This window comes from Pseudomonas sp. TTU2014-080ASC (assembly GCF_001446935.1).
In the GTDB taxonomy this organism is placed as follows: Bacteria; Pseudomonadota; Gammaproteobacteria; order Pseudomonadales; family Pseudomonadaceae; genus Aquipseudomonas.
Map to the genome: position 1 here is coordinate 83,051 of NZ_LKKK01000002.1, position 23,036 is coordinate 106,086.

The following is a 23,036-nucleotide window of genomic DNA, read 5'->3' on the forward strand; positions in this document are numbered from 1 at the left end:
AAATCATTGTCAACAAAAAGCGCGACCGACTCTCATCTCTCTGCCAAACGGTCAGCTTTCGGGATTTTCTCAGTAAAGGAATGGCTCTACCGTGCTAGATGCAGGCAGTTCTGACCAAGGAAGCTTCCGCGAGACAGGTCGCTGCTATAGCAGCACATCACTACGACGACGGAACCATCCCGTCAGAGAAAGGCGTTCGCGCTGGGTTAACAGCACTTCGTGATGCAGATCGGCGGACATAAACACCACTAACGTACCCGCTTCAGGCAGCACATCCAGAGGCTTATCGCCATCCAAATACAGGCGTAGCGCGCCACCGTCTTCGTCTTGCCAGTCCGGGTTTAGGTACAACACAGCCGTCACCGTACGCCGGTCATCATCGCGGAAACGGTCCACATGGCGCTTGTAGAACGAGCCCGGCGGATACAGGGCGAAGTGTCCTTCGAAGTCTTCCAGCCCCAGATACAGGCTCTGGTTAAGCTCGCAACGTAAGGCCTCCAGCCGGTCTAAAAACTCATCGGTGACGCTGGACTGACCGGGCTCAAGCCACTGGATATGATCACCACGCACCCCTTCGAGCACCTGCTGCTGATTGCCACGCCCCACACCAGCCGGGTTTAAAGCGCCCTTTTTTGCCCGATCACGGCACTCTTTCGCTAACTGCAGGGTCAGAGTTTGTGGAATAAACTGGGGTAATACTGACCAGCCTTGCTCAGCAAGGTCGTCAATAATGCGAGGCAGAGTGGTGCACGGGGAATTTGTCATACTGCCGATTTTATCAGTGCCACCTGCCACCTCGACAAGCACGTGTTCACCCCGGAAAATAATGGTTCCTCAGTGGAGTCCCCAATGCGTGCCATCACTCTTGCCCTGACCCTCCTGCTCAGTCTGCCTGCCTGGGCCGACGATGTTCTGCGCCTGTATCAGGCTGCCGGTTGGCCACAACAACGCACCCACTTCAGTGAGGCCCTGCAAAGCGCGCAGGAGCGCTACCGCAGCAGCCTGCCGCCTGCCGTGTTTCAGGCCCTGGTGAATAACAGCAACCAGCGCTTCAATCCCAGCGCTGTCGATCAGCGCGTGCAGCAGGGCCTGCGCGACAACCTGAGCAACCCAACAGCAGCGCTGCAGTTTTTTGAATCACCACTGGGACGCAAGATCGTCAGCGCCGAGCTGACGGCCACTCGCCGTGATCAATTGGCGCGCTATGCCAACGGCCTGCCACGCATCGAGGCAGATGCCACGCGCCGCCTGCAAATTCGCCACTTGGCTCAGGCCCTACCCGCGAGCCAGGCCGGAGCCGAAGTCAGCCTGGCCCTGGCTGGCATTGCTGCCGACAGCCTGAGCCAGATGCTGCCGGGCCTGCTCGGTGGCGACAGCACCCACATGCTGCTCAACAGCCAGCGTCAGCGTTTGGTTGAACAGATGAATGCGGATCTGGATAACACCCTGCTGTTTGTCTACCGCGACCTGAGTGATGCCGAGCTGGAAGAGTTCGTCAGCTTCGTCCAGTCCCCGGACGGTCAGGCCTACTATCAGGCCGCCTTGGCGGCACTGCGCAGTGGCTTAGCGGTAGGGCAAAGCGCTGCCAGCTTGGCTCCGGCACCAACCGGCATCTGATCTTGCGCTTTAGCGCAGGTGTTCACTGAGAAAACCGAAGAAACGCTCGCGAAACTCCGGCAGCTCATTGGACAAATGGTGGCGAGCCTCGCTCAGGCGCAAAATCTCAGGCTTAGCGAACTTATCCTGCAACACCTCCAGGTTGTGCTGCCAGGCCACCGTCATATCCTGCTCCCCCTGAACTATCAGCGGCCTGCGCTGGCTGCGCCCAGCTGACTCGATACGTGGCACCCAACGGCTCAGTGCGCCCACCCAGGCAGTAGGCAGCATGCGCGGCTGCAGCGGGTCGTGGTTGTGGACAAAGTCGATGAAGGCGGAATCGGTTGAATTGACGCTGAAACGCCGGGGAATCTCGCTGACAAAATTGCGCATGACGTGGTAGCTGAGCTTCGACCAGTTCCAGGCGCGGGGCCGCACCAGCGGAGCCATCAGGATGGTTTCGCCGACGTTTTCGGCTGGCTCGCCGTTAAGCAGGTAGTCGATCAGAATCGCTCCGCCGGTGCTCTGCCCGAACAGGTGCCATGGACGCGGTAGCTGCAGCTCGCCCGCCTGCGCCAACACAGCCTGCAAAACGGTCTGATATTCGGCAAAGTCATTAATGCTGGCGCGAGGACCGCTGGATAGGCCATGACCGGGCAAGTCGAAACTCAGCACGGCAAAGCCCAGTGCCAACGCCCACTCCACCACATGCCGGTACAGCCCACCGTGATCGTAATAGCCGTGCAGCACAATCAACGTAGCGCGGGGTTCTTCAGGCCACCAGGCCTGCACGGCGATCTGATAGTCCCCGGCCTGAATCTGCCCCATACGACTGGTGCGGGCCACGTTTTCACGGAAGCCATAGAAGCGCCGATAGCCTTGCTCAGCAGCTGTCAGATGACTGGCTGCGGCCAAGGGTCGCAGAGCAGAGATCAGCGATTCAGGTTGAAACGGCTCAGGCATAGGGATTCCACCAGCTCCAGGGCAAAAAAGGCTCCGTGCACGCGCGCACTGCGCAGATTAGGGTTATTTAGCTAAATCGTCAGCCATGGCAAGCTTAACGCTTGTCTGAAGATGGTCCGTTATGAATCCCCGCCCACGCAATATCCTTCTGGTCTTCATCCTGCTGCTCGCCTGGATTGTCACTATGGTGGCAGCCTACTGGTGGTACGAGGCTCGCTATATGCGCAGCTTTACCGATCAGACCACGCTGTTCAGCGGAGATACTCTCAGACTACCGGAAGAGCTGGCCGGTTCAGGCAAAATTCATTTCATTCACTTCTGGGATCCGAAATGCCCGTGCAATGTGGGTAATCAACAGCACCTCGGCGAGCTGCTTGAGCGCTTCAGCGGCCAGGATGTTGAGTTTTATGCGGTGCAAAAACCCGGAACACAAGGTCTTCTGCCCCAGAATCTGGCCGCACTGAAACACCTGGCTGCGTTTACCGGCACAGATCAGATTCCCGCCAGCCCAGCAGTTGCCATCTGGGACCGTAATGACCAGCTGGCCTACCTGGGCCCTTATAGCGAAGGCACTGTCTGCAGCTCCAGCAACAGCTTTGTCGAACCTATTCTCACTGCTCTGGTGGAAGGACGCACCGTGAGCGCCAGCAACAACCTAGCTGTTGGTTGTTTCTGCCAATGGTCGGGCGACTGAACTTCAGCTCCCGCCACTCGGTTATGGATTAGCACGCCACTCATGTCGCTACGGCCACACACTTAGACACTGTCCCAATGCAAAGCAACAACCTTTCCACAGCCGCACCGCTTTCAACCCTTCAGCTGCACTACCAAAAAGCCGACCGCATCATGCTGATTGTGTTGTGGCTGATGTTTTTCTATGCGCTAGGTCTGGCCGCCTGGCATGACACCTGGATGCAGGCCCTGATCGTCGGCGGAGGCACTGCGCTGGTGATGACTGCACTGCAGCAGCTGATCGCCGGTGAGCGCCTACTGCGCTGCGCCATTGCGGCAGGCTTTATGGTGATGTCGGCCCTGCACATCAACCAGGCCAGTGGCATGATCGAAATGCACTTCGGCATCTTTGTGCTGCTGGCATTCCTGCTGTACTACCGTGACTGGCTGCCGATTGTGGTGGCTGCTGCCGTCATTGCGGTGCATCACCTGAGCTTCTTTGCCCTGCAAACCCAGGGTTTTGATGTCAGCGTGGTCAGCGAAGGCTCCTGGCCGACGATTTTCCTGCATGCGTTTTATGTGGTGCTGGAGAGCGTGATCCTGATCTATCTGGCCCGCGAAACCCAGACCGAGGCCCGCGAAAGCTCGGCACTGATGGAAGTGGCCGCAGCCCTCAGCCAAAGCGACTCGGTTGACTTAAGCGCCCGCAGCGAAGCAGAGGGCGCCGTCAGTCAGCGTTTCAATCAGTTCCTTGCTGTACTCGACGAGTTGGTCGGCGCAGCGCTGCAAAACACCCAGAGCCTGCAAGAGCTGGGGCAGAAGCTGGCCACGGCCACAGCCGAAATGCGCAGTGGTGCAGACCAGCAGCTCGGTGAAATCAATCACATGAGTTCCGCGATGCTGGAGATGAGTGCGGCCATCGACGGGGTTGCCGAACATGCCCACAGCGCTGCGGATGCCACTCAGGCGGCCGCTAAGCATGCCTGTGACAGCAGCCTCTCAGTCAATCATGTCGGCAGCGAAATCAGCCGTCTGGCGACACAGATCGACACTACTGATGCTGAAGTTCAGGCACTGGTTGTTCAGTCTGAAGAGATTGGCAAAGTGCTGCTGGTCATTCGCGCCATCGCCGAACAGACCAACCTGCTGGCGCTCAATGCCGCTATTGAGGCCGCCCGTGCCGGTGAGCAGGGCAGAGGCTTTGCCGTGGTGGCAGATGAGGTGCGCAGCCTGGCGCAAAAAACCGCCAGTTCAACCTCTGAGATCCAAGGCATCATCAGCAGACTCCAGCAAAGCAGCCAGCAAGTGGCCGCAGCGATGGTCGACAGCCGCAACATTGTCGCCGGCTGCGTCAACGACAGCGAAAATACCGCTGGCCTGCTCACTGAGTTGGCAGAAGATATCCGCTCAATCAGCCAGATGAACGAACTGATCGCCAATGCGACCCAGGAACAAGCCATCGTCAGTAACGAAATCAGCCAGCACATCAGCGGTGTGCAGCACGTGGCTGAACTGAACCTCACCGAAGCCGCTGCACTGAGTCAGGAAGGCCAGCGCCTCAGCCAACTGGCCCAGCGCCTGGCTCAACTGACCCATCGCTTCCGCGTCAGCCGCTAAGCCTCTGACGCCGGGTCTGCGCCCAGCAGGCCCGGCGTTGTGAATCATCCCCTATCAATACCTGGAAGCAGGCTTTCGCTGCCGTCAGATTTGATCGATGCTAGCCGCCGGCTAATTCAATCAATAAGACGGAGCCCGCATGAAGCGCTTGCTACTGGTGCTGTTATCAGCCGTTCTGATCCTGCTTGTGGTGGTTCTTGCACGCACCTTTGCGCAGCCTGCTGCCGAATTCAACGCAAACCCAGTGGCCTTGCCTGACGGTTTGGACGCCCAACGTGCCGCGCAGAGCCTCTCCGCCGCGATTCGCCTGCAGACCATATCCCATCAGGTCGGCGCACCAGCCGCGCAACAGGCTGCCAGCGACAAGGCTTTCCGCGAACTTGAAGCCTGGTTGCAGGAGCGCTATCCACAGGTAGTCGCCACCACCGTGCGCGAGCAGGTACGCGCGCCGAGCATCCTGCTGCGCTGGCCGGGCAAGGATCGTCAGCTGCCGCCCGGTTTGCTAATGGCGCACAGTGACGTGGTGCCAGTTACGCCGGGCACCGAGAAAGACTGGAGCTATCCGCCGTTTTCAGGTGAGATCGCCGAAGGCTTTATTTGGGGGCGGGGTGCCATCGACAGCAAAGGCTCCATGGTGGCCATGCTGGAGGCGGTGGAAACCCTGATCAGTCAGGGCTTTCAGCCGCAGCGTGATGTGTTCCTGGCGTTCGGCCACGACGAAGAAATCGGTGGTCTGCAAGGCAACAAACGCATTGCCGCGTACCTGCAAAAGCAGGGCACGCGACTGGCCTGGGTCAGCGATGAAGGTGGGTTTGTCGTACGCGGACAGATTCCCGGAGTTAAGCAGGATGTCGCCGTTGTTGGCGTCGCAGAGAAGGGCTATCTCAGCCTGATTCTGCAAACCAGTGCAGCAGGCGGGCACTCGTCACAGCCTCCGGCCTTTAATGAAACCGCGGTGGGCCGTCTCAGCCGGGCTTTGCAGCGCCTGTCCGAAACGCCTTTCAAACGTGATTTTGATGGCCCGACCGGTGCGCTGCTGGAAAGCGTCACACCGGCACAGTCGTTCCCGTACCGGATGATATTTGCCAACCTCTGGCTGTTCGGACCGTTAGTGGCAGATCAGCTGGCTGCCACCCCGACCGGCGCGGCGCAGATGCAAACATCGATTGCACCGACCATGCTACGCGCCGGCGTAAAAGACAATGTGCTCGCGCCCAGCGCCCGTGCCACCGTGAATATCCGCATTCATCCGCGTGACAATCTGGATCAGGTGATGGCGCATGTTCGCAACACAATCAACGACGATCAGGTGCAGATCAAGATGCTGCCAGCGGCGCGCAATCCGTCGGCGGTTTCCGATATCAACGGTGAAACCTATAAGCGCTTTGCCGGGATCATCCGCCAGAGTTTCAGCAACACCCTGGTCAGCCCCAATCTCACCGTAGGTGCCACAGATGCACGTTATTACGAGCCGCTGACACAGAACGTATTCCGCTTCAGCCCGCTGCTGATGGAGAAGGAAGATCTGGGGCGCATGCACGCCACCAACGAACGCGTATCAGTCGAGAATCTGGCCAACGCCAGCGGCTTTTACTATCGGCTGCTGCAGAATTTGACGGAGTAAGCGGCGGCTTACTCAATCAGCAGGCGGACCATTTCCACCACCGAGGTGACGCTGAGTTTGTCCATGATGCGCGCCCGGTGGTTTTCAACGGTACGCGGGCTGATCCCGGCCAGCTCGGCAATTTCGCGGCTGGAGCGGCCCTCAACCACCCACAAGGCAATCTTGCGCTCCTGCGGTGTCAGCAAGGCCAGGCGCGCCTCACGGCTTTCGCGTTGCAGGCGCTGCTCGTAGCGTTCGCGGCTCAGCTGCAGGGCCGCGCCGACGCGCTCCAGCAGATGCTCACCGTGCACCGGCTTTTCCACATAATCGAAGGCACCCCGGCGCATGGCTTCGACTGCAGTCGGCACATCGGCATGGCCGGTAATGAAGATAAGCGGAGTCTCAACGCCGCTCTCCGTCAGATGGGCTTGCAAGCTCAGCCCATCGATTTCGGGCATGCGCAGGTCGGAGAGAATGCAGTGATCGGGTGCTGGGGTATAACGCTGCAAAAAATCAGCGGAGGAACTGAAGCTACTCACCTGCAATCCCGCAGAGCGCAGCAGCTCTGCATGTACATGCAGAATGAAATCTTCATCATCAATGAGAAAGACTTTGCCCTTGGACATCGTCATTGGCAGGTATCTTCTGATCGGAAATTGTGGCGCTCACGCAATCCATCAGGCTGTCAGGTCATGCCGCACAGACTTCAGGACAGCAGACTGACCACCGTGTAGCGACTGATGGTGGATTGTGCCACTACCGTCTGTGACAACGCAGCAAAATTGTTGCTGCGCAGCAGGCGGAATACCTCACCGGTAAATTCTCGGGCCCATTGCTGCTCATCCTGCCCGGTATTACGCGCAAGGAATGCCTGAACCTCACTCTGACGCTGACTGATCTGCTCACGCAGAGCACTGATGCGGTCCAGCGAGGTCACCACCTGATCAAGCACACGACGCAGATCGCGCGCACCTTCCAGCTGATTTGCCGCAGGCAGACGCAGCAACTGTTCTTCTTCACTGTTAACCAGCCCGGACGTTGCCTGGGCCAACTTGCCTTCACCGCGCACCCGCAGCTCGTCTTTGATCGCCAGCCAGTCGTTTTCACGGGCGGTGAACTTCAGTTCGCCGCCCACATCCAGCTCTGCGCGTAGGCCTGCCGGGCTGAGACCGTTGTTAAAGCGACGCAGAATCTGCTGCTCACTCAGGCCTTCGTCCAGCACCACCGCCAATGGCTCATTGAGTTTGCGGCCAGCGGTAAACAGCAGGGTTTCTTTACCGGCTTGCTGTATCCGCTCAATGGAGTCCAGCCCTTGCAGGCTGAAGCGGCTGCGCACCGGCTCATTCAGGGATAAGCGCAGGCGCGCATCCAGCGCCTGACCACTGCGCTGACTGCGCTCGGCGAGCAGCTCGCGCACCACCTGCATTTCCGCTTCCAGCTCTTCGCGGGCGGCCGGGCTGGAGTGGGCATTGCCCAGATCACGGCTCAGGCGCAACTTAAGCTGCCCCAGGCGCATTTCCAGCTCGCTGAGGTAGCCGTCTGCACTCTGCATGGAGGTCAGCTGCTGATTCAGTTGCAGGCTGAAGGAGGCGTTCTGGCGGTTGTTATACGGCTGCACCAAGGGCGTGCTAACCGGCTCGGCGCGAACGCTGCGCTGGATGCCGCCCTGAGCCACTGAGGCGCGCCGGGGTTGAGCGTCAATGGCGCTCGTAGCCGGCAGCTGCTTATCGACCTTAATCACCTTGTGCGTTCCTTACAGCAGGTTGAACAGCGACATGTCGTTGATCTTCAGGTAGGTCTTTTGCGTCGCACTCAGGGCCAGCTGATAGTTGTTGAGGTCGATCGTAGCCGCGGCGTAATCCAGCTCGGACAATTCGCCGGCGATTTTCTGGTTAACCAGTGATACATCCTCATTGCTTTCCTTGAGCAAAGACAATGCGTTCTGGCGTCCACCCAATTCGGTAATGGTGCCGGCAAGGCGGCCATGGCCGGCGTCCAGCTCATCGATCATGTCAGACAGGCGCTGTTGCAAGACCGGATCAGACGACTGAATGCCCGGTGTTCTCATGGTCGCAATCAGTTCGTGGAGCTGATTGAGAATATCGGCATTGTTGCCATAGATCGCCCTGATCGTGACGTTTTCTTCGACCAGTACACCATTGGCCACCGCTGCCTGCCGGGGCTTGTCATTACCGGTCATGCTGTAGGTCTGTGTGGCGTCATCATAAGTGATCGCCGGCGTGTCACTGAGCGTGCCGGAGAACAGATAACGGCCTTCTTCATCTCGGGCATTGGCAAAGCTGAAGATGGTGCTCTCCAGAACACTCAACTCACCTGCGATGGAGGCCAGATCTTCACCGGTGTTGGAGCCGTTGGATGCCCACAACAACAGGTCACGCACGCTGAGCATAGCGTCGGAGGTGGAGTTCAGGTTGATCTCTTGTGTCGACAGGCTGCCGGAGACGTTAGCGATGTTTTTGTTGTACTGCTCAAGAGCCGACTGCTCACGCTCCACGCGCAAGATACGCACGCTGGCAATCGGATCATCCGAAGGCACCATGATGCGTTGACCTGTAGCCATCTGCTGCATGAGTTTGCCCAGCTCGGCTGAATTGGTATTCATCGAGTTGTGCATCATCGCTGTGATCTGCGCGTTGGTTATCCGCATCATGAGTCGTATCTCGGTGGTGGCGCGCGTCAGAACGCGGCCAGCATGTCTTCAAAAAGTTGGTTGGCGGTGGTGATGACTTTCATGTTGGCCTGATAGGCCTGCTGATAGGTCATCAGGTTGACCGCTTCTTCATCCAGATTCACCGCGCTGACGCTGTCGCGCTGGGCCTGTGCCTGCTGGGTCACAGTGGTCGCAGACTTGAGATCAGCCTGGTTCTGGCGGCTGTCACTGGCTACGCGGCCAAGCAAACCAGCGTAGGCATCGTTGAGGCTAACCTGGCTGCCATTCAGGGTGATGGTGCGGTTCTTCAGCGCCAGCAGATTAAGCAGCACTTCGTTGTTGCCGGCTTCACCCGGCATAGACGAGAACGCCAGTTGTTCCGGTGTCAGTGCTTCGATGGAAAGCATCGCGGTGGTGCTGCTGGAGTCGTAACGCAGCAGCGCTTGTCCGCTGTTGCCGGTCAGGTCAAAACCGCCGGCCAGGGTGGCATTAAACATCTGCTCCAAGCCCGCGGCCATCGTATGCAGGGCCTGCTGATTAGGGCGCAGGCTCTGGTATTCAACGTCATACAGGCCGCCGAAAGCTCCGCTGAAGCTGTCCATGCGCACCTTGAAGCTGGTACCGGCAAACGTCAGGCTGATTTCCTGCTCACCGGACGCGGTCGGTGATACCGCCAGTTGACCGGAAGTCGGGCCGGCGACCAGAGGCTGACCATTGGCCATGGCGACAGTCAGCGAGCCGTCCGGGGTTTCATTAACGCGGACTTTGACGAACTGGCTCAGTTCGCCGATCAGGCTTTCGCGATGATCGCGCAGAGCAGTGGTATCGCCTTTGACCGACTCGGTCTCAACAATTTTCTTGTTGAGCATGGCGATGTTTTCGGTCAGGCCGTTAACCTGCGTGGCCATCGCCACACGCTGCTCTTGCAGAGCTTTGATCTGCCCGTCGATGTTGCCGTTGAGCACGTTGAAGCGCTGAGCGAGGTTACCCGCTTCGCTGATGACCTGTTGGCGCAGGGCAATCGAGTTGGGCGTCGCACTGGCTTCGCTGAGGGCAGAGAACAACTGATCCAGACCAATGCTGATGCTGGAGCCATCTCCGGCCATCAGGGTTTCCAGCGCGGTCAGGTACTGTTGGGCAGTGCTGTAGTACTCACTTTCAGTGGTCGCACGCCAGAGCTGCTGGCTATGGAATTCGTTGGTCATGCGGCGGATGCTGATGACTTCCACACCGCCACCCACACTCAGTCCGCCCTGCCCGGAAAGGGACGCAGTCAGGGTTTGCAGACGGCTGAAGCCCGGTGTGTTGACGTTGGCAATGTTCTGCCCAGTGCTGGACAGCGCCACCTGGTTGGCTCGCACACCGCTATAGGCGATCTGACTGAGGATGCTCACAACGGGATCTCCTAACGCTCAAGCCGAACCGGCTGAGCAAACGCTGGCAGGCGTGCAGCAACATCGCCCTCAGCAGGTAATTCATGGGTTACTGAATTCAAGGCGACAGAATCGGCCGCAGAATTAAGCGCTGGTTGCGTCGGCGTATGCAATTGCTGACTGGCAACGCTGCTCAGCAGAACGCCGCTGTCTGCACTCAGGGCACTGGCCAGGCGCTGGCGGGTCTCGGCACGCTGTACCGCAGCCTGCTCGCGACTGGCAGTGTCGGTATCATTCAGAGCCGAGAGAATTTTGCGCGCGTAATCGCGGGTTTCCTGATAGGGAATACGCTCGATCCAGGCATTCTGGCCAATAGCGTCGGTACGTGGATCACCGTGCGCGCCGATCCATTCATCCACCTTACCGGGTCCTGCGTTGTAGGCCGCCAGCGCCAGCGCGGGGTTGCCGTCGTAGCGCTCAAGCATGCGTTGCAGGTAGGCCGAGCCCAGTTTCATGTTGTAGTCAGCATCACTGACCAAACGCTGCTGATCGAACTCCATACCCAGTTCGGTAGCCATATCCCGAGCGGTGCCGGGCATCAGCTGCATCAGGCCAAGTGCGCCCTTAGGCGAGACGGCATCAATGCGGCCGCCGGACTCCTGATTAATCACCCGCTGCACCAGCGATTTGAAATTAACCGGCTCATTGGCGGCCTGAGCAGCAGGCCAGGGCGACTCGCTGCGGCTGCGCGTCCAGGTACTGCGCAATGGTTCCTGCAGGCTGCTCGCGGTACGCGCCGGCAGCTCAGCCTCTCGGGCAGCAAGGGCTGCAGCTTCAAGCTCGGCGAGGGAACCTCCACCTGTGGATAACTGCTGCACGAGCATGTCGGCAATGCCGGTCTGCTTGCGCTTGGCCATGGTATCGGCCAACGCCTGGTCGTAGAAGTCACGCATGCTGTCCAGCTCACGGCTGCGCATGGGATTGCCTTCACTGAGCACATCGCTGGCTTTACGCATCTGCTTGAGGATCTGTTGCAGGAACAACGCCTCAAACTGCTCGGCGGCCAGTTGCAGTTTCTGCTCACGGGCCCGACCAATGCTTTCTGCGCCAGCGCGGTGCGTGTTCAGGTGTTGGGTCAGGGAAACAATGCTCATGCTCAGATCACTATCAGTTCAGCGTTAAGGGCACCGGCACGCTCCAGCGCTTGCAGAATGCTCATCACATCATCCGGGGTCGCACCAAGGCTGTTGACCGTGTTGATGATGCTGTCCAGGCTCGCGCCTTCCGGCCAGCGGAACATGGCGTTGCGGTCCTGACTGACCTCCAGATCAGAGCGTGGCACCACCGCAGTCTGGCCTTGAGAGAACGCGTTGGGCTGGCTGACCTGCGGGTTTTCGCTGATGGTCACAGTCAGGTTGCCATGGCTGACGGCAGCGGCCTTAACCCGCACGCCTTCACCCACCACAACCGTGCCGGTACGGCTGTTGAACACCACCTTCGGGCGCTCGCGGCCTTCGGCTACTTCCAGCCCTTCGAGCATGGCCATAAAGCTGATGCGCTGGGTGCTGGTGAGCGGTGCCCGCACGGAAATCTTGGTCGCGTTCAGAGCGGTTGCGGTACCCATGCCGAAGCGCTGATTAACCGCTTCCACCACACGGGTGGCGGTCTGGAAGCTGGGCTCACGCAGGTTGAGCATGACATCCGGGCGCTCGCTGAAATCGCTGGGAATCATCCGCTCAACAGTGGCGCCATTTGGAATCCGCCCGCTATTGGCCGAGTTGATCGCCACACTGGAGCCGCTGGCACCGCTGGCGTTCAGGCCACCCACCACAATCGCGCCCTGGGCCAGTGCGTAAATCTCGCCGTCGACACCATGCAGCGGCGTCATCATCAATTGGCCACCGCGCAGGCTCTTGGCATCGCCCAGCGAAGCTACGGTCACATCCACGCTCTGGCCGGGACTGTAGGAGGGCGGAATATCAGCGGTGACGCTCACCGCTGCGACGTTTTTCAGCTTGGGATCGACGTTGTCCGGCAGGTTGATACCGAACTGTTTGATCATGTTGGCCACGGACTGGCTGGTGAACTTCACCTGGTTCTTATCACCGGTGCCATCCAGACCCACCACCAGACCATAACCGACCAGTTGGTTGCCGCGAATGCCTTCCACATCCACCAGATCCATCAGCGGCACGGCCATGGCTGTCAGCGGGCAGCTCAGCACACAGGCGAGAATAAAGCGTTGAAACATGGCGGGCCTCTTACAGGGGGAACAGCGGGCTGGTGAAGAAGCGGCTCAGCCAGCCTGCGCTGTTGCTGTCGTTGAGCACACCACGACCGGCATAGGAAATACGCGCGTTGGCGACGTTCTGCGAGGAGATGCGGTTGCCGCGACTGATGTCATCCATACGCACCAGACCTTCCAGGCGGATGAATTCATCGCCCTGATTCAGGCGCAGGGCTTTCTCGCCGCGAATCAGTAGCGTGCCGTTGGGCAACACCTGGTGCACGGTGACGGCAATGGCACCGCGCAAGGTATTTTGCTGCGAGCTTTTCGCCGAGCCGTTGAAGTCCCGCTCCGCCTCAGCCTGGGTGTTGAGCTGATCAAACTGCTTGTCCAGCACCGTTGGAATACCGATGCCAATGCTGGAGCTCTTGCCATAGCTGGTGCCTGCGCTCTTGCTCGACTGGGTGGACTCGTCCAGCACCACAGTGAGAATGTCGCCAACCCGTACGGCGCGTTTATCGCTGATCAGCGAGCCTGCATAACCGCTGCGGAACAAACCGCCGCTGACAGTAGGCGGCTGGCTGTAATCCAACTCCAGCGGCTCGTAGCGGCTGGAGTCTTCGTCGGGCAGCATCTCGTTGAAGCTGGCGCAACCGCTTAGCAGCACCAGCATGGACACACCGGACAGAGTCAGACGGCTCATTCAATTACACCGTCTGGTTGAGGAACTGCTGCATGCCGGATGCTGCATCCAGCACTTTGGCGTTGGCTTCATAGGCACGCTGGATGGAGATCATGTTGACCATGGCCTCAACCACTTCGACGTTGGAGCCTTCCAGTACACCCTGCTTGATCTGACCGAGGCCATCTTCGCCCGGCACACCTTCAACCGGCTCACCGCTGGCGACGGTTTCGCGGTACAGGTTGCCGCCCAGCGCTTCCAGCCCGGTCGGATTGGTGAAGTTGACCAGCATGATCTGGCCCAGCTCTGTCGGCAGGGTATCGCCCGGCAGAACAGCCGTAACGATGCCATCCGCACCGACGGTGAAGCGGCTGCTGCCAGCCGGCACTTCAATGCCCGGCACCAGCGGCAGGCCCTGAGTGTTAACCAACATGCCTTCGTTGTTCAGCTGCAACTGGCCGTTCTCGGTGTAATAGATATCGCCGTTAGGCGCTTCAACCTGAAAGAAGCCGCTGCCAACAATCGCCAGGTCCATCGGCTGACCGGTGGGCTCGATGTTGCCTTCGGTGAAGACTTTCTGCGTACCGGCAACCCGCACACCGCTGCCCAACTGAATGCCAGACGGCACGGTGTTGATCTGATCAGCCTGCGCGCCCGGCTGCTTTTCAATCGCGTAGAACAGATCTTCAAAGACCACGCGGTCGCTCTTGAAGCCTTTGGTGTTGACGTTGGCCAGGTTGTTGGCCACCGCACCCATGGCTTTGTCCTGAGCGGCCAGACCGGTCTTACTGACCCACAATGCTGAACTCATGTATTTCTCCTGTCTGCCCGCTTAGCTGCCACGGATCATGCGGTTGCCGGCTTCGGACAGATCCTCGGCCGCTTTCATCATTTTCACCTGGGTTTCAAACAGGCGGTTGAGGCTCATGGTGGCCATCAGCTGATCGATCGAGGAGACGTTACTCGACTCCAGATAACCGCTGACCAACACCGGGTTTTCTGCCTCTGCGGCTGGCTCGCCATCAATGGTGGTGAGCAGGCCGGCAGCATCCTTAGTGAGGTTGGCCGCAGGCACATCGACGATGCGGATGCGGTCCACTTCAGCCGTCAGGTAATCACCACGGGGCACCACTGAAACGGTGCCGTCGCGACCAATGCTCAGGTGGTCGTATTCCGGCAGCACAATAGGGCCACCTTCGCCCATCAGCGGGCGGCCATTGACGGTCAGGCGCAGCTGCGCATCCACCTGCAGAGATCCGTGACGGGTGTAGCGCTCCTGCCCCCCTTCACCTTCAATCACCAGCAGGCCGCCGCCCTGAAGGGCAACATCCAGTTCACGCCCAGTGGCCATCAGCGCGCCAGGGGTCAGGTCGATGCCATTGTTACGGGCAACAGCCATATGCCGGCTGTCATAACCGTGACCTTCAACAGCAACGGTTTCGGCCTGTTCCATATCCGCACGGAAACCTGGTGTGTTGACGTTAGCCAGGTTGTTGGCACGCACAGTGAGCGAACTCATGGTGCGGCTCGCGGCGCTCATTGCGGTGTAACCCAAACGGTCCATAACTCAGCCTCAGATCGCGCCGAACAGGCTTTGGATCAATTCTTTGTTGGTGGTCAGCACGCGGGTGTTGGCCTGGTAATTACGCTGGCCTTCCATCAGGCCCACCAGCTGCTCAGTCAGGTCGACGTTGGAGTTTTCCAACGCACCGCCGACCAACTCACCAAACGCACCAGCACCCGGAATGCCCACCAGCACCTGACCGGACTCGGCAGTCTCCTGCCAAGCGGTGCCATCAACGCTGCGCAGTCCGCCTGGGTTGGCAAAGTTGGCCAACGCTACCTGGCCCTGCAACATGCGCTGACCATTGCTGTAGTTGGCGTAGACCATGCCGTCCTTCTCAACCGAGAGGCCAGTCTGCTCGCCGGCGGCATAGCCGGAAGCGCGGTTGCTGGTGACAACAAAGTCAGAACCGTATTGGCTGGAGTTGCTGTAGTTGACCGCCACGTTCATTGGGTCAACACCCACCAGGTTGAAGACCACATTGACCGGGTTGGTCGGTGCGGCCAGAGCACCACCGGTGGTGAAACTGATCGGCTGCGGGCCGGTCGCCGGAGTCACATCGACGCCATCAGCAAAGTAATAGGCATTCCAGTTGTTCGGCGAGGTTTTGACGAAGTACTGGGTCAGGGTGTGTTCTTTACCCTGAGAGTCGAACACCTTGGTGGTGTAGGTGGAGTTGTAGGTATTGACGTCACTGGCATCAAACGGCAGAACCGGAGGCTGCTGATTGGAGTCCAGGTTCATGACGAAATCCAGGCTATCAGTCGCCTTGGCCGGCAGGTTGGCGCTTTGCAGCTGCATATCGCCCATCACCCCGACCAGCAGGTTGCCTGCCGCGTCTACGGTGTAACCTTGCAAGCGTTGACCAGCAGCGTTGACGATCAGGTTGTCCTTGTTGGCATTGAACACACCGGCGCGGGTGTAGCTGACCTCACCGGACGGTGTGCGGGTGATGTAAAAACCGCTGCCGGCAATCGCCAGATCCAGTGTGCGGCCGGTGGTCACCAGCGAGCCGTTTTGGCTGATGCTCTGAGTAGTCCCAAGCACTTCCACACCCATTGCCTGAGAGTCGGCATAGATGCTGCCGAATTCAGTACGGGAGGATTTAAAGCCCGTGGTGCCGGCGTTGGCGATGTTGTTACTGATGGTGTTGAGCTGTTCGTTGACGGCATTCAAACCGGTCAGGGCGACGTTAAAACTCATGGCATCAAAACCTTAAATAGACTGAAAACGGGATCAGAGCAGGCCGGCGACAGGTGTCGGGCCAAACTCAGTAATGTTGTAGAAGGGCACCGAACCAATTCCGGCAATTTCCAGAACTGGGCCTTCAGTGCTGACGCGCACCTGTTTCACCTTCCCGGCAAGTTCGGCAGAAGGGTATTCGCCGCTGTCACTTTTCACCGCCAGCTTGTAGGCACCCGGCGTCAGGCCGAGCTGACCGGCATCCAGCTCAAAGCGCACCTTGCCCGGCTCCTGCGAACCCAGGCTGATTTCGTGGCTGACGCCGCGGCTGTCGGTCAGCACCAGCGACAAGGCACCGGCGGCGTGCTCCAGGTTGATAACACCCCGGACCGGCTCATCAGCCAGCTCAACGGCATCACTGGTGACGTTCACTTCCTGACCGACCAGGCCGGCCGCGGTAAGGGTTTGCAAGTTATCCAGCAGGACCAGATTGCTCTGAGTCATGCTGGCCATGTTCTCCAGACTCTTGACCTGACTCATGGCCGAGAACTGGTTGAGGAACTCGCTGCTGTCGACCGGATCAGTCGGGTCCTGATTCTTGATCTGAGCGACCATCAGGGTGATGAAGTTGTTCTCCATCTGCGCCGCATCGCTGACGTTAACGGCCTTTTTTACCGTCTCATCGACGCCATAAGCCGTGCTGCCCTGGGTATCGTTGTACACGCTGCTCATCAGCTTTCTCCCAGTTTCAGCAGGCCCTGCTGCATGCTTTTCAGGCGATTAAGTACTTCAACACCGGTTTCGAAGCTGCGGGTCGCCGACATCATGTCGGTCATTTCTTCGATCTGATTGATGTCGGCGTAAAACACGTAACCCTGGTTATCTGCCAACGGGTTACCTGGCTCATAGCGGCGGATTGGATCGCGCCCGGCGCTTACCACATCCAGTACCTGGACATGAGCGCCGCCCATACCCACGCTGCGGCTGAGCATGTCGTTCTGATAAACCGCTGCGAAGACAGGCTTGCGCGCCTGATACACATCCTCCGCTTTGGCGGCCGAGGAGTCGGCGTTGGCCAGGTTACTGGCCACAGTATTGAGGCGAACGGTCTGCGCGTTCATCGACGATCCGGCAATCCGGTAGATGGAATCAAAGGCCACGATCAACGTCCTTCAATGGCTTGTTTCAAGCCACGAAACTTCATGGAGAGAAAAGTCAGGCTGGTTTGAAAATCCATGCTGTTCTTGGAGAACTCAGCCTGCTCGACACTCAACTCAACGCTGTTGCCGTCTTGCGAGGGCTGAGTGGGAATGCGGTATTTCAGATCACTGCCGGCTGGGCCGAATGACGCCTGCGAATCAAGCCGCTGCATCTCCCTGGCAAAATCGATGTCGCGGGCCAGATAACCCGGCGTGTCTTCGTTGGCCAGGTTGGCTGCCAGAATCTCGCTGCGCTGCAGACGCAATTCGAGCGCGCGCGTGTGCGCCCCGACCACGTCATCAATCCGTATACTCATCCACCGTTACCCTTAAACCGGTTAGCATGGCGATGCCTTCAGCACAAAACGTGCCCATCGCCCCTATTAAGAGCATGTCATTGATTTTTAACGAATTTACCTGCAACTCAGGCCCTAAACGCACAGTTCCGTTTCCGTTTGCAGGCTGGCTTTCAGGCCGATGCGGAAGTATTGCTTCCGCATGCCTGTCAGCGTTTTTCCTCCTGCATCAGCCTCTGTACGCGGCGCAGACCGCCAGCACGCAAATCGAACGCAGCATTAGCAGCTACATCGACAAACAAGTGACTGAGCAGGCCCGCCAGCAGAGCTGGCAGCAGGTGCGCCACACGCTGCAAATCAACCACATCGGTAAACCTGAAACGCTGCCGCCCTGCACGCAGGCGCTGCGCCTTAGCGTCGAATCCGGCACTGAGCCCGACAGCCGTCAGCGCCTGCAACTGAGCTGCGCAGACACACCCGGCTGGAGCCACAGCGCCTTTGCCCAGGCGACGATCTACCTGATGGTGGTGCATGCTGCCAGCCAGATAGAGCGGGGCAACAACATCAGCCTCAACCAGTTGAAACTAGCCGAGGCCGAACTCAGCAAAATCCGCCGGGGCTACTTCCAGAGCATGGCCGAAGTCAGCAGCCAGGGCGCTAAACGGCGCATCCGTGCCGGCCAACTGATCACCCCGTCACTGCTCAGTGCAGCACTGATGATCCGCCGCGGTGAAGCAGTCACCATCCGCGCCAGTCATGACGGCATCAGCGCCGCGACTAAGGGCCAGGCAATGGCCAACGGACGGGCTGGTGAGGTTATCCGCGTGAGGAATCTTTCCAGTGAAAAAGTCATCGATGCGCAGGTCATCGAACCAGGCGTGGTGAGCAGCACTTTTCGCTGAGCATGCCGAAAGGTGCCGTTTTAAGCCTCTGCTGTAGTGCGGACATAAGCGCCAGAGACAAGTGCCAAAAAAAATTCACAACGCCATTTAAGTGTCGCCGGAAACTGGTCGCTTTACCTTTTCAGCAGGCAATTACAGCCAGCTCCAATCAAGCGTTCAGCACGAAGGAATATTCAAATGGCTCTGTCTATCCACACTAACTACTCCTCGCTGGTCACTCAGACCAACCTGGGCAAAACCAACAATGCGCTGGGCACCAACCAGCAGCGTCTGGGCACCGGTTTCCGTATCAACAGCGCAGCTGACGATGCTGCCGGCCTGCAGATCGCTACCCGTCTGAACGCTCAGTCCCGTGGTATGGAAGTTGCCATCCGTAACACCGGCGACGCCATCTCCATGCTGCAAACTGCAGAAGGTGCGTTCAATGAAATGACCGACATCCTGCAGCGTATGAAAGACCTGTCCACTCAGGCTGCTAACGGCACTAACAACGTTGCCAAAGACCTGGTCTCCATCCAGTCCGAATACGACCAGCTGGGTGTTGAAATCGCCAACATCATGGACAACACCAGCTACGCCGGCGACAAGCTGTTCAGCAAAGCAGCTGCAGGTAAATTCGGCGCAGCGGTCACCTTCCAGATCGGTGCTACCACCGCAGAAAAACTGACCCTGAACCTGAAAGACGTCAGCGGTGTAGACGTTTACCAAGGCCTGATCGACGCACTGGACGGCATCTCCGCAACGTTCACCGCCGGTAATGCCGACACGGCTGGCAGTGAAGTTTCCAGCATCGCCGGTGCCAACACCAACATCGACAAGGTTGCTACTGCCCTTGATGCAATCGGCACTATCCGCGCTCAGTTCGGTGCAACCATCAACCGTCTGAACCACACCGCCAACAACCTGGCGAACATGAAAGACAACACCGACATCGCCAAAGGCCGCATGATGGATGCTGACTTCGCTAAAGAAAGCGCCAACATGACCAAAAACAGCATGCTGATGCAGTCCGGCATCTCTATGCTGAAGCAAGCTGGTCAGATGCCAGGCATGGTTATGTCCCTGCTGGGCTAATCAGCTGCATCCGGGCGTTAATCGCCCACTTTAAAGAGCGCCCCGTTTTTGCGGGGCGTTTTTATTTGCTTTAAAATTGCCTGCCTCTCCCTCCGCGCCCGCGAATCCCGCGCCCGCATACCCATTTTTAGTGATGCCAATCACAAAACGGCACAAAAGTTCAAGGCTTGTATGTGCAATTTCTTGACGCCAAAATGCCACCAAACCGCCTGCGGAACTTTTCTAAACGACCACTGTCGCTCCGGCTAAGAGCCTATGAATACCTCGACCGAACGTTATTCCGAGTCAGCCGCTGGTGCATGCTGCCTCACGATCAAGACTGGCCGTAGTGACTGCTATGCGGTGTTCAATCCCACGCTCTTTCAGCTGACCCTGGTGCAGGGTGAGCGCAGCGAAAAAATTGAACTGGGCTTCTCCGGCAGCCGCCTGCTTGAACGCCTGCTGCAAGTGCCTGGCGAAGTGGTCTCCCGTGATGAACTGATGAGCTACGCTTGGGCAGACCGGGTTGTTGGTCAGGGCAGTTTGAATCAACAGATTTACACCCTGCGCCAGGTACTTGGTGATGAAAAGAACCGCGAAATAATCCAGACCCTGCCGCGCCGTGGCTACCAGATCAACCCTGGCTACCTGACTCCCTCGGCTAATGACAGCGAGCAAGCACAGGCGGACAACGACCCGCCCGTGCCAGCAGCCAAGCGCCCACTTCAGCGTCTTCGGCGCTTGATCGCCAGCTTGGCGGCCAGTGTAGCGGTGTGCAGCGCCGGGCTTTTCACCCTGCTGTCGAATGCCAGCCAACCTGCGGCGAGTTACACCAGCCAGGTCAAGCTGGAAAGCCTCGACATTCGCTATATCGAGCAGTCTCCACAGCGTCTCGAGCAACTGGTCTCAGCCACTCGCAGCCTCAGCGAACGCCTGGCCGAACTGAGTACTCAGCCCACCGCACTGACCTTCAGCTTGAGTCAGGACATTTATCAACTGGTGTGTCAGCCTGGCCAAGGTAAGGCCCACGTGCTGATGTTTCACGCCGGCCAACTCTCACACATCAAGGACGCCCAACTGCTGCGGTGTCTGTCTTGAGCCTGCAGCGCGGCACAAGTCGCGCCCACTGGCTGCTTGCAACCCTGGCGGGTCTGTTACTGCTGAGCATTTGTGCCGCCCAGCTGTGGCTGTACTACACCAGCGCGGAACTCAATGGCCGCCATCACGCCAGTGGCGAGGTGCAGTTGAGCAACGGGCAGGTGCTGCAGCTGACGCACAGCCTACATATTCACAACGGGCGCTTTTACAGCATGACCCGTCAGGGGCACGGCATTCTGGAAACATCAGGCGTGGTTGAGACAGGCTTTCTCGGCACTTACCGCCTGCGGGTGGAGCGGGGCGAAGTACACAGCCTCAACGAACAGAGTGATGATGGCATGGTCTTCAACCTGATGTACGCCAGCCACCCCGACTCGGTCATCCACCTGAGCCAGCTCAATGGCTGTCTTCTAGCTCGGGAAACCCAGCAGCTGTTCTGCCCGGAGAGCTGATCACTCAGCTTCCGGCGCGGACGTAAGCGCACTGCCTGTAACCCTGATTTAGCCCTGCGGCGGGAGCGGATTGCGCCCTTCGCCACCCTTGAGATCTGCGCGCAGCTGGCCTTCGCCAAACAACTCGCGGTAAAGGCCTTCGGCCTCGCGGGTCAGCACAAGCACTTCGATACGGCGGTTGGCACCGTTTTTAGGATCATCCGGCAGCAGCGGCATCACATCCGCCTGGGCAGCCACCTGCAGAATAGAAGAGGCCTGCAAGCCAGCCTTAACCAGCACATTGCGGGCACGCAAGGCGCGATCCCCGGACAGATTCCAGTTGTTATAGCCACCCACTACACCGCGATAAGGCGTGGCGTCAGTATGGCCGCTGATGATCAGAGGGTTTTCGACCTTGCTGAGAATGCCCGCAAGGCGCTGCAGCAGCATTTCAAAATGCGGGTCCAGACTCGCGCTGCCGCGGCTGAACATAAAGCGCTCACTGTCGTCCTTAATCAGAATTCGCAAGCCTTGCGGCACCACCTGCGCCTGAACATTCGACTCTGCATTGAGCTGCTTGGCCAACTGATCCATCAGCTGCACCAACACGCGCATTTGCTCAGGCTCAACAAAATACGGACTTACCTGCTCAAGAAACTCGAGCTGTTGCTCGGTCAGCTCCGGCATATCGACGCTGCGCTTCTCGTCGTTGCTGTCCTGAGGTGTTTCGGCGGTGTTGGACTGGTCAGAGCGGCGGGAAATCTGCACCGGGATGCCGTCCAGATCCAGCACCGTCTTGCTGACGCCATCAAAGATATCGGCACCGCCATCAACCACTGGATTGACCAGCGAACCTTCGGCCACAGTCACTACATCCAGCTTCGGCTGGACGATCCAGAGCACCATAAACAGCGCCATCATCGCCAAGGTGAAGTCGGCGAAGGCTACTTTCCAGGCACCACTGTGTTCCTCTTCGTGGCCTTTCTTACTGCGGCGTTTGACGATCACTTCATGGGCGTCACCCCCACGCTTCTTCATGCCGCGTCCCTTTCATCCTCATAGCGGTTAACCCAGGTTTCCAGCTGCCTGAAAGCAGGTTTTACGTCCTGTTCAATCAGCTTGCGGCCTGCGTCCACCGCCAACAGCGTGGGCTTACCGGCCACGTGGGCGACCAACGTTGTGCGCACGCACTCAAGGGCAGAAAGCTCTGTCTTGATGCGTTGGCTCATGGCGTTGGAAAGGGGCTCCATAACGCAATAGCACATGAAAATACCGATAAAGGTGCCCACCAGCGCCGCCGCCACATGAGCCCCCACCTCAGCCACTGAGCCGCCGATGCTGCCCATGGTGATGATGATGCCGAGAATCGCCGCGAGAATACCGAAGCCCGGCATGGCTTCACCGATTTTGTTCAGCGAACGAGCTGGCTGCAGCAGGATATGCTCCATCGCCTCAAGCTCCTGCTCAAGGAAACCTTCCAACTCATGGGCGCTGATCTTGCCCATGGCCATCAGACGGAAGTTGTCGGCAATAAACGCCATCAGGTTTTTCTCCTGACGGATCAGCGGATATTTAGCAAACAGATCGCTCTGCTCCGGCTCTTCGATGTGGCTGTCGAGCACCTTAAGGCCGCCAATTTCGACCATTTCCAACAGCTCATACAGCAGCATCAACAACTGCCGCTGAAACTCTTCGCCACGGCGCTTGTAAACAAACACGCCTTTAATCTGGGCGAGCATTTCAACCAGCACTTCTTTCGGGTTGCCGACGATCAGTGCCCCCAGACCCGCGCCCAGAATGATGACCATTTCTGCCGGCTGCCAGAGCATGCTCAGTTGACCATGCGCCATCAGATAACCGCCGATCACGCAGGCCACGATGATCATGATACCCAGTAATTTCTGCAC

The 23,036-nt window shown here is 58.6% G+C and carries 25 protein-coding genes; 8 read left to right on the forward strand and 17 right to left on the reverse strand.

Features of this window, described 5'->3' with window-relative positions; genetic code table 11:
• Positions 1–144: 144 nt before the first annotated feature.
• A complete protein-coding gene (locus tag AO726_RS05945) occupies positions 145–765 on the reverse strand; it encodes a 2OG-Fe(II) oxygenase (protein WP_058067957.1) in 621 nt (206 codons plus the stop codon).
• Positions 766–849: 84 nt separating this feature from the next.
• Here AO726_RS05945 and AO726_RS05950 point away from each other — a divergent pair, with 84 nt between their 5' ends.
• Entirely contained in the window at positions 850–1,617 is a 768-nt protein-coding gene (locus AO726_RS05950; protein ID WP_058067164.1) for a DUF2059 domain-containing protein, read from the forward strand.
• Positions 1,618–1,626: 9 nt separating this feature from the next.
• Here the strand turns inward: AO726_RS05950 and AO726_RS05955 are convergent, their stop codons facing one another.
• Positions 1,627–2,559, reverse strand: coding sequence for an alpha/beta hydrolase (locus AO726_RS05955; protein ID WP_058067165.1), 933 nt, complete (start codon positions 2,557–2,559; stop codon positions 1,627–1,629).
• A gap of 121 nt (positions 2,560–2,680) precedes the next feature.
• On the opposite strand from AO726_RS05955, the gene AO726_RS05960 reads away from it, so the two are divergent.
• The 3 genes from AO726_RS05960 (at position 2,681) to AO726_RS05970 (ending at position 6,472) form a co-directional block, all read left to right on the forward strand.
• On the forward strand, positions 2,681–3,253 hold the full coding sequence (locus AO726_RS05960; RefSeq protein WP_058067166.1) for a DUF6436 domain-containing protein: 573 nt from the start codon (positions 2,681–2,683) through the stop codon (positions 3,251–3,253).
• A gap of 77 nt (positions 3,254–3,330) precedes the next feature.
• Entirely contained in the window at positions 3,331–4,848 is a 1,518-nt protein-coding gene (locus AO726_RS05965; RefSeq protein ID WP_058067167.1) for a methyl-accepting chemotaxis protein, read from the forward strand.
• Between the two features lie 139 nt (positions 4,849–4,987).
• Positions 4,988–6,472 carry a M20 family peptidase gene (locus tag AO726_RS05970; protein WP_058067168.1) on the forward strand — a complete coding sequence of 495 codons (1,485 nt, stop codon included), beginning with the start codon at positions 4,988–4,990 and terminating at the stop codon, positions 6,470–6,472.
• 8 nt (positions 6,473–6,480) lie between these two features.
• Here AO726_RS05970 and AO726_RS05975 read toward each other — a convergent pair whose 3' ends face one another.
• From AO726_RS05975 to flgB, 13 genes are all read right to left on the reverse strand, one after another.
• Entirely contained in the window at positions 6,481–7,083 is a 603-nt protein-coding gene (locus AO726_RS05975; protein ID WP_058067169.1) for a response regulator transcription factor, read from the reverse strand.
• A gap of 74 nt (positions 7,084–7,157) precedes the next feature.
• Entirely contained in the window at positions 7,158–8,189 is a 1,032-nt protein-coding gene (locus AO726_RS05980; protein WP_058067958.1) for a hypothetical protein, read from the reverse strand.
• A gap of 15 nt (positions 8,190–8,204) precedes the next feature.
• Positions 8,205–9,119: a flagellar hook-associated protein FlgL gene (gene flgL / locus AO726_RS05985; protein WP_058067959.1), complete on the reverse strand. Its 915-nt coding sequence runs from the start codon at positions 9,117–9,119 to the stop codon at positions 8,205–8,207.
• 29 nt (positions 9,120–9,148) lie between these two features.
• Positions 9,149–10,516, reverse strand: coding sequence for a flagellar hook-associated protein FlgK (flgK, locus tag AO726_RS05990; protein WP_058067170.1), 1,368 nt, complete (start codon positions 10,514–10,516; stop codon positions 9,149–9,151).
• 11 nt (positions 10,517–10,527) lie between these two features.
• Positions 10,528–11,649, reverse strand: coding sequence for a lytic transglycosylase domain-containing protein (locus tag AO726_RS05995; RefSeq protein WP_058067171.1), 1,122 nt, complete (start codon positions 11,647–11,649; stop codon positions 10,528–10,530).
• A gap of 2 nt (positions 11,650–11,651) precedes the next feature.
• A complete protein-coding gene (locus tag AO726_RS06000) occupies positions 11,652–12,746 on the reverse strand; it encodes a flagellar basal body P-ring protein FlgI (protein WP_058067172.1) in 1,095 nt (364 codons plus the stop codon).
• A gap of 10 nt (positions 12,747–12,756) precedes the next feature.
• Positions 12,757–13,425 (reverse strand): flagellar basal body L-ring protein FlgH, encoded by a 669-nt coding sequence (gene flgH, locus AO726_RS06005; protein WP_058067173.1) that lies wholly within the window; start codon positions 13,423–13,425, stop codon positions 12,757–12,759.
• A gap of 4 nt (positions 13,426–13,429) precedes the next feature.
• Positions 13,430–14,215: a flagellar basal-body rod protein FlgG gene (gene flgG, locus AO726_RS06010; RefSeq protein WP_058067174.1), complete on the reverse strand. Its 786-nt coding sequence runs from the start codon at positions 14,213–14,215 to the stop codon at positions 13,430–13,432.
• A gap of 21 nt (positions 14,216–14,236) precedes the next feature.
• A complete protein-coding gene (locus AO726_RS06015; protein ID WP_058067175.1) occupies positions 14,237–14,968 on the reverse strand; it encodes a flagellar basal body rod protein FlgF in 732 nt (243 codons plus the stop codon).
• 9 nt (positions 14,969–14,977) lie between these two features.
• A complete protein-coding gene (flgE, locus tag AO726_RS06020; protein ID WP_058067176.1) occupies positions 14,978–16,171 on the reverse strand; it encodes a flagellar hook protein FlgE in 1,194 nt (397 codons plus the stop codon).
• Between the two features lie 33 nt (positions 16,172–16,204).
• A complete protein-coding gene (flgD, locus tag AO726_RS06025; protein WP_058067177.1) occupies positions 16,205–16,882 on the reverse strand; it encodes a flagellar hook assembly protein FlgD in 678 nt (225 codons plus the stop codon).
• On the reverse strand, positions 16,882–17,310 hold the full coding sequence (gene flgC, locus AO726_RS06030; RefSeq protein ID WP_058067178.1) for a flagellar basal body rod protein FlgC: 429 nt from the start codon (positions 17,308–17,310) through the stop codon (positions 16,882–16,884). The genes flgD and flgC overlap by 1 nt, the downstream gene beginning before the upstream one ends.
• Positions 17,311–17,312: 2 nt before the next feature.
• Positions 17,313–17,666 carry a flagellar basal body rod protein FlgB gene (flgB, locus tag AO726_RS06035; protein WP_058067179.1) on the reverse strand — a complete coding sequence of 118 codons (354 nt, stop codon included), beginning with the start codon at positions 17,664–17,666 and terminating at the stop codon, positions 17,313–17,315.
• A gap of 74 nt (positions 17,667–17,740) precedes the next feature.
• On the opposite strand from flgB, the gene flgA reads away from it, so the two are divergent.
• From flgA to AO726_RS06055, 4 genes are all read left to right on the forward strand, one after another.
• A complete protein-coding gene (flgA, locus tag AO726_RS06040; protein WP_058067180.1) occupies positions 17,741–18,547 on the forward strand; it encodes a flagellar basal body P-ring formation chaperone FlgA in 807 nt (268 codons plus the stop codon).
• Positions 18,548–18,724: 177 nt separating this feature from the next.
• Positions 18,725–19,621, forward strand: a complete 897-nt coding sequence (gene lafA / locus AO726_RS06045) for a lateral flagellin LafA (RefSeq protein ID WP_058067181.1) — start codon at positions 18,725–18,727, stop codon at positions 19,619–19,621.
• 255 nt (positions 19,622–19,876) lie between these two features.
• Positions 19,877–20,698: a winged helix-turn-helix domain-containing protein gene (locus AO726_RS06050; RefSeq protein WP_058067182.1), complete on the forward strand. Its 822-nt coding sequence runs from the start codon at positions 19,877–19,879 to the stop codon at positions 20,696–20,698.
• Positions 20,695–21,150: a hypothetical protein gene (locus AO726_RS06055; protein ID WP_058067183.1), complete on the forward strand. Its 456-nt coding sequence runs from the start codon at positions 20,695–20,697 to the stop codon at positions 21,148–21,150. The genes AO726_RS06050 and AO726_RS06055 overlap by 4 nt, the downstream gene beginning before the upstream one ends.
• 48 nt (positions 21,151–21,198) lie before the next feature.
• Here the strand turns inward: AO726_RS06055 and AO726_RS06060 are convergent, their stop codons facing one another.
• Together AO726_RS06060 and motA are read right to left on the reverse strand one after the other, a co-directional pair.
• A complete protein-coding gene (locus AO726_RS06060) occupies positions 21,199–22,167 on the reverse strand; it encodes an OmpA family protein (RefSeq protein ID WP_058067184.1) in 969 nt (322 codons plus the stop codon).
• Entirely contained in the window at positions 22,164–23,036 is an 873-nt protein-coding gene (gene motA / locus AO726_RS06065; protein WP_058067185.1) for a flagellar motor stator protein MotA, read from the reverse strand. Before motA ends, AO726_RS06060 begins: the two co-directional genes overlap by 4 nt.

What these genes read in the sequence shown, in the direction of transcription:
- AO726_RS05995 (WP_058067171.1), bottom strand. Translation starts at nt 11,649, where the DNA reads ATGAGCATTGTTTCCCTGACCCAACACCTGAACACGCACCGCGCTGGC.
- flgG (WP_058067174.1), bottom strand. Translation starts at nt 14,215, where the DNA reads ATGAGTTCAGCATTGTGGGTCAGTAAGACCGGTCTGGCCGCTCAGGAC.
- flgH (WP_058067173.1), bottom strand. Translation starts at nt 13,425, where the DNA reads ATGAGCCGTCTGACTCTGTCCGGTGTGTCCATGCTGGTGCTGCTAAGC.
- AO726_RS05955 (WP_058067165.1), bottom strand. Translation starts at nt 2,559, where the DNA reads ATGCCTGAGCCGTTTCAACCTGAATCGCTGATCTCTGCTCTGCGACCC.
- AO726_RS05960 (WP_058067166.1), top strand. Translation starts at nt 2,681, where the DNA reads ATGAATCCCCGCCCACGCAATATCCTTCTGGTCTTCATCCTGCTGCTC.
- AO726_RS05975 (WP_058067169.1), bottom strand. Translation starts at nt 7,083, where the DNA reads ATGACGATGTCCAAGGGCAAAGTCTTTCTCATTGATGATGAAGATTTC.
- AO726_RS06050 (WP_058067182.1), top strand. Translation starts at nt 19,877, where the DNA reads ATGAATACCTCGACCGAACGTTATTCCGAGTCAGCCGCTGGTGCATGC.
- flgE (WP_058067176.1), bottom strand. Translation starts at nt 16,171, where the DNA reads ATGAGTTTTAACGTCGCCCTGACCGGTTTGAATGCCGTCAACGAACAG.
- AO726_RS05970 (WP_058067168.1), top strand. Translation starts at nt 4,988, where the DNA reads ATGAAGCGCTTGCTACTGGTGCTGTTATCAGCCGTTCTGATCCTGCTT.
- AO726_RS05945 (WP_058067957.1), bottom strand. Translation starts at nt 765, where the DNA reads ATGACAAATTCCCCGTGCACCACTCTGCCTCGCATTATTGACGACCTT.
- flgB (WP_058067179.1), bottom strand. Translation starts at nt 17,666, where the DNA reads ATGAGTATACGGATTGATGACGTGGTCGGGGCGCACACGCGCGCGCTC.
- AO726_RS06000 (WP_058067172.1), bottom strand. Translation starts at nt 12,746, where the DNA reads ATGTTTCAACGCTTTATTCTCGCCTGTGTGCTGAGCTGCCCGCTGACA.
- flgA (WP_058067180.1), top strand. Translation starts at nt 17,741, where the DNA reads ATGTCATTGATTTTTAACGAATTTACCTGCAACTCAGGCCCTAAACGC.
- flgL (WP_058067959.1), bottom strand. Translation starts at nt 9,119, where the DNA reads ATGCGGATAACCAACGCGCAGATCACAGCGATGATGCACAACTCGATG.
- AO726_RS06060 (WP_058067184.1), bottom strand. Translation starts at nt 22,167, where the DNA reads ATGAAGAAGCGTGGGGGTGACGCCCATGAAGTGATCGTCAAACGCCGC.
- AO726_RS05965 (WP_058067167.1), top strand. Translation starts at nt 3,331, where the DNA reads ATGCAAAGCAACAACCTTTCCACAGCCGCACCGCTTTCAACCCTTCAG.
- AO726_RS05950 (WP_058067164.1), top strand. Translation starts at nt 850, where the DNA reads ATGCGTGCCATCACTCTTGCCCTGACCCTCCTGCTCAGTCTGCCTGCC.
- lafA (WP_058067181.1), top strand. Translation starts at nt 18,725, where the DNA reads ATGGCTCTGTCTATCCACACTAACTACTCCTCGCTGGTCACTCAGACC.
- AO726_RS06015 (WP_058067175.1), bottom strand. Translation starts at nt 14,968, where the DNA reads ATGGACCGTTTGGGTTACACCGCAATGAGCGCCGCGAGCCGCACCATG.
- flgD (WP_058067177.1), bottom strand. Translation starts at nt 16,882, where the DNA reads ATGAGCAGCGTGTACAACGATACCCAGGGCAGCACGGCTTATGGCGTC.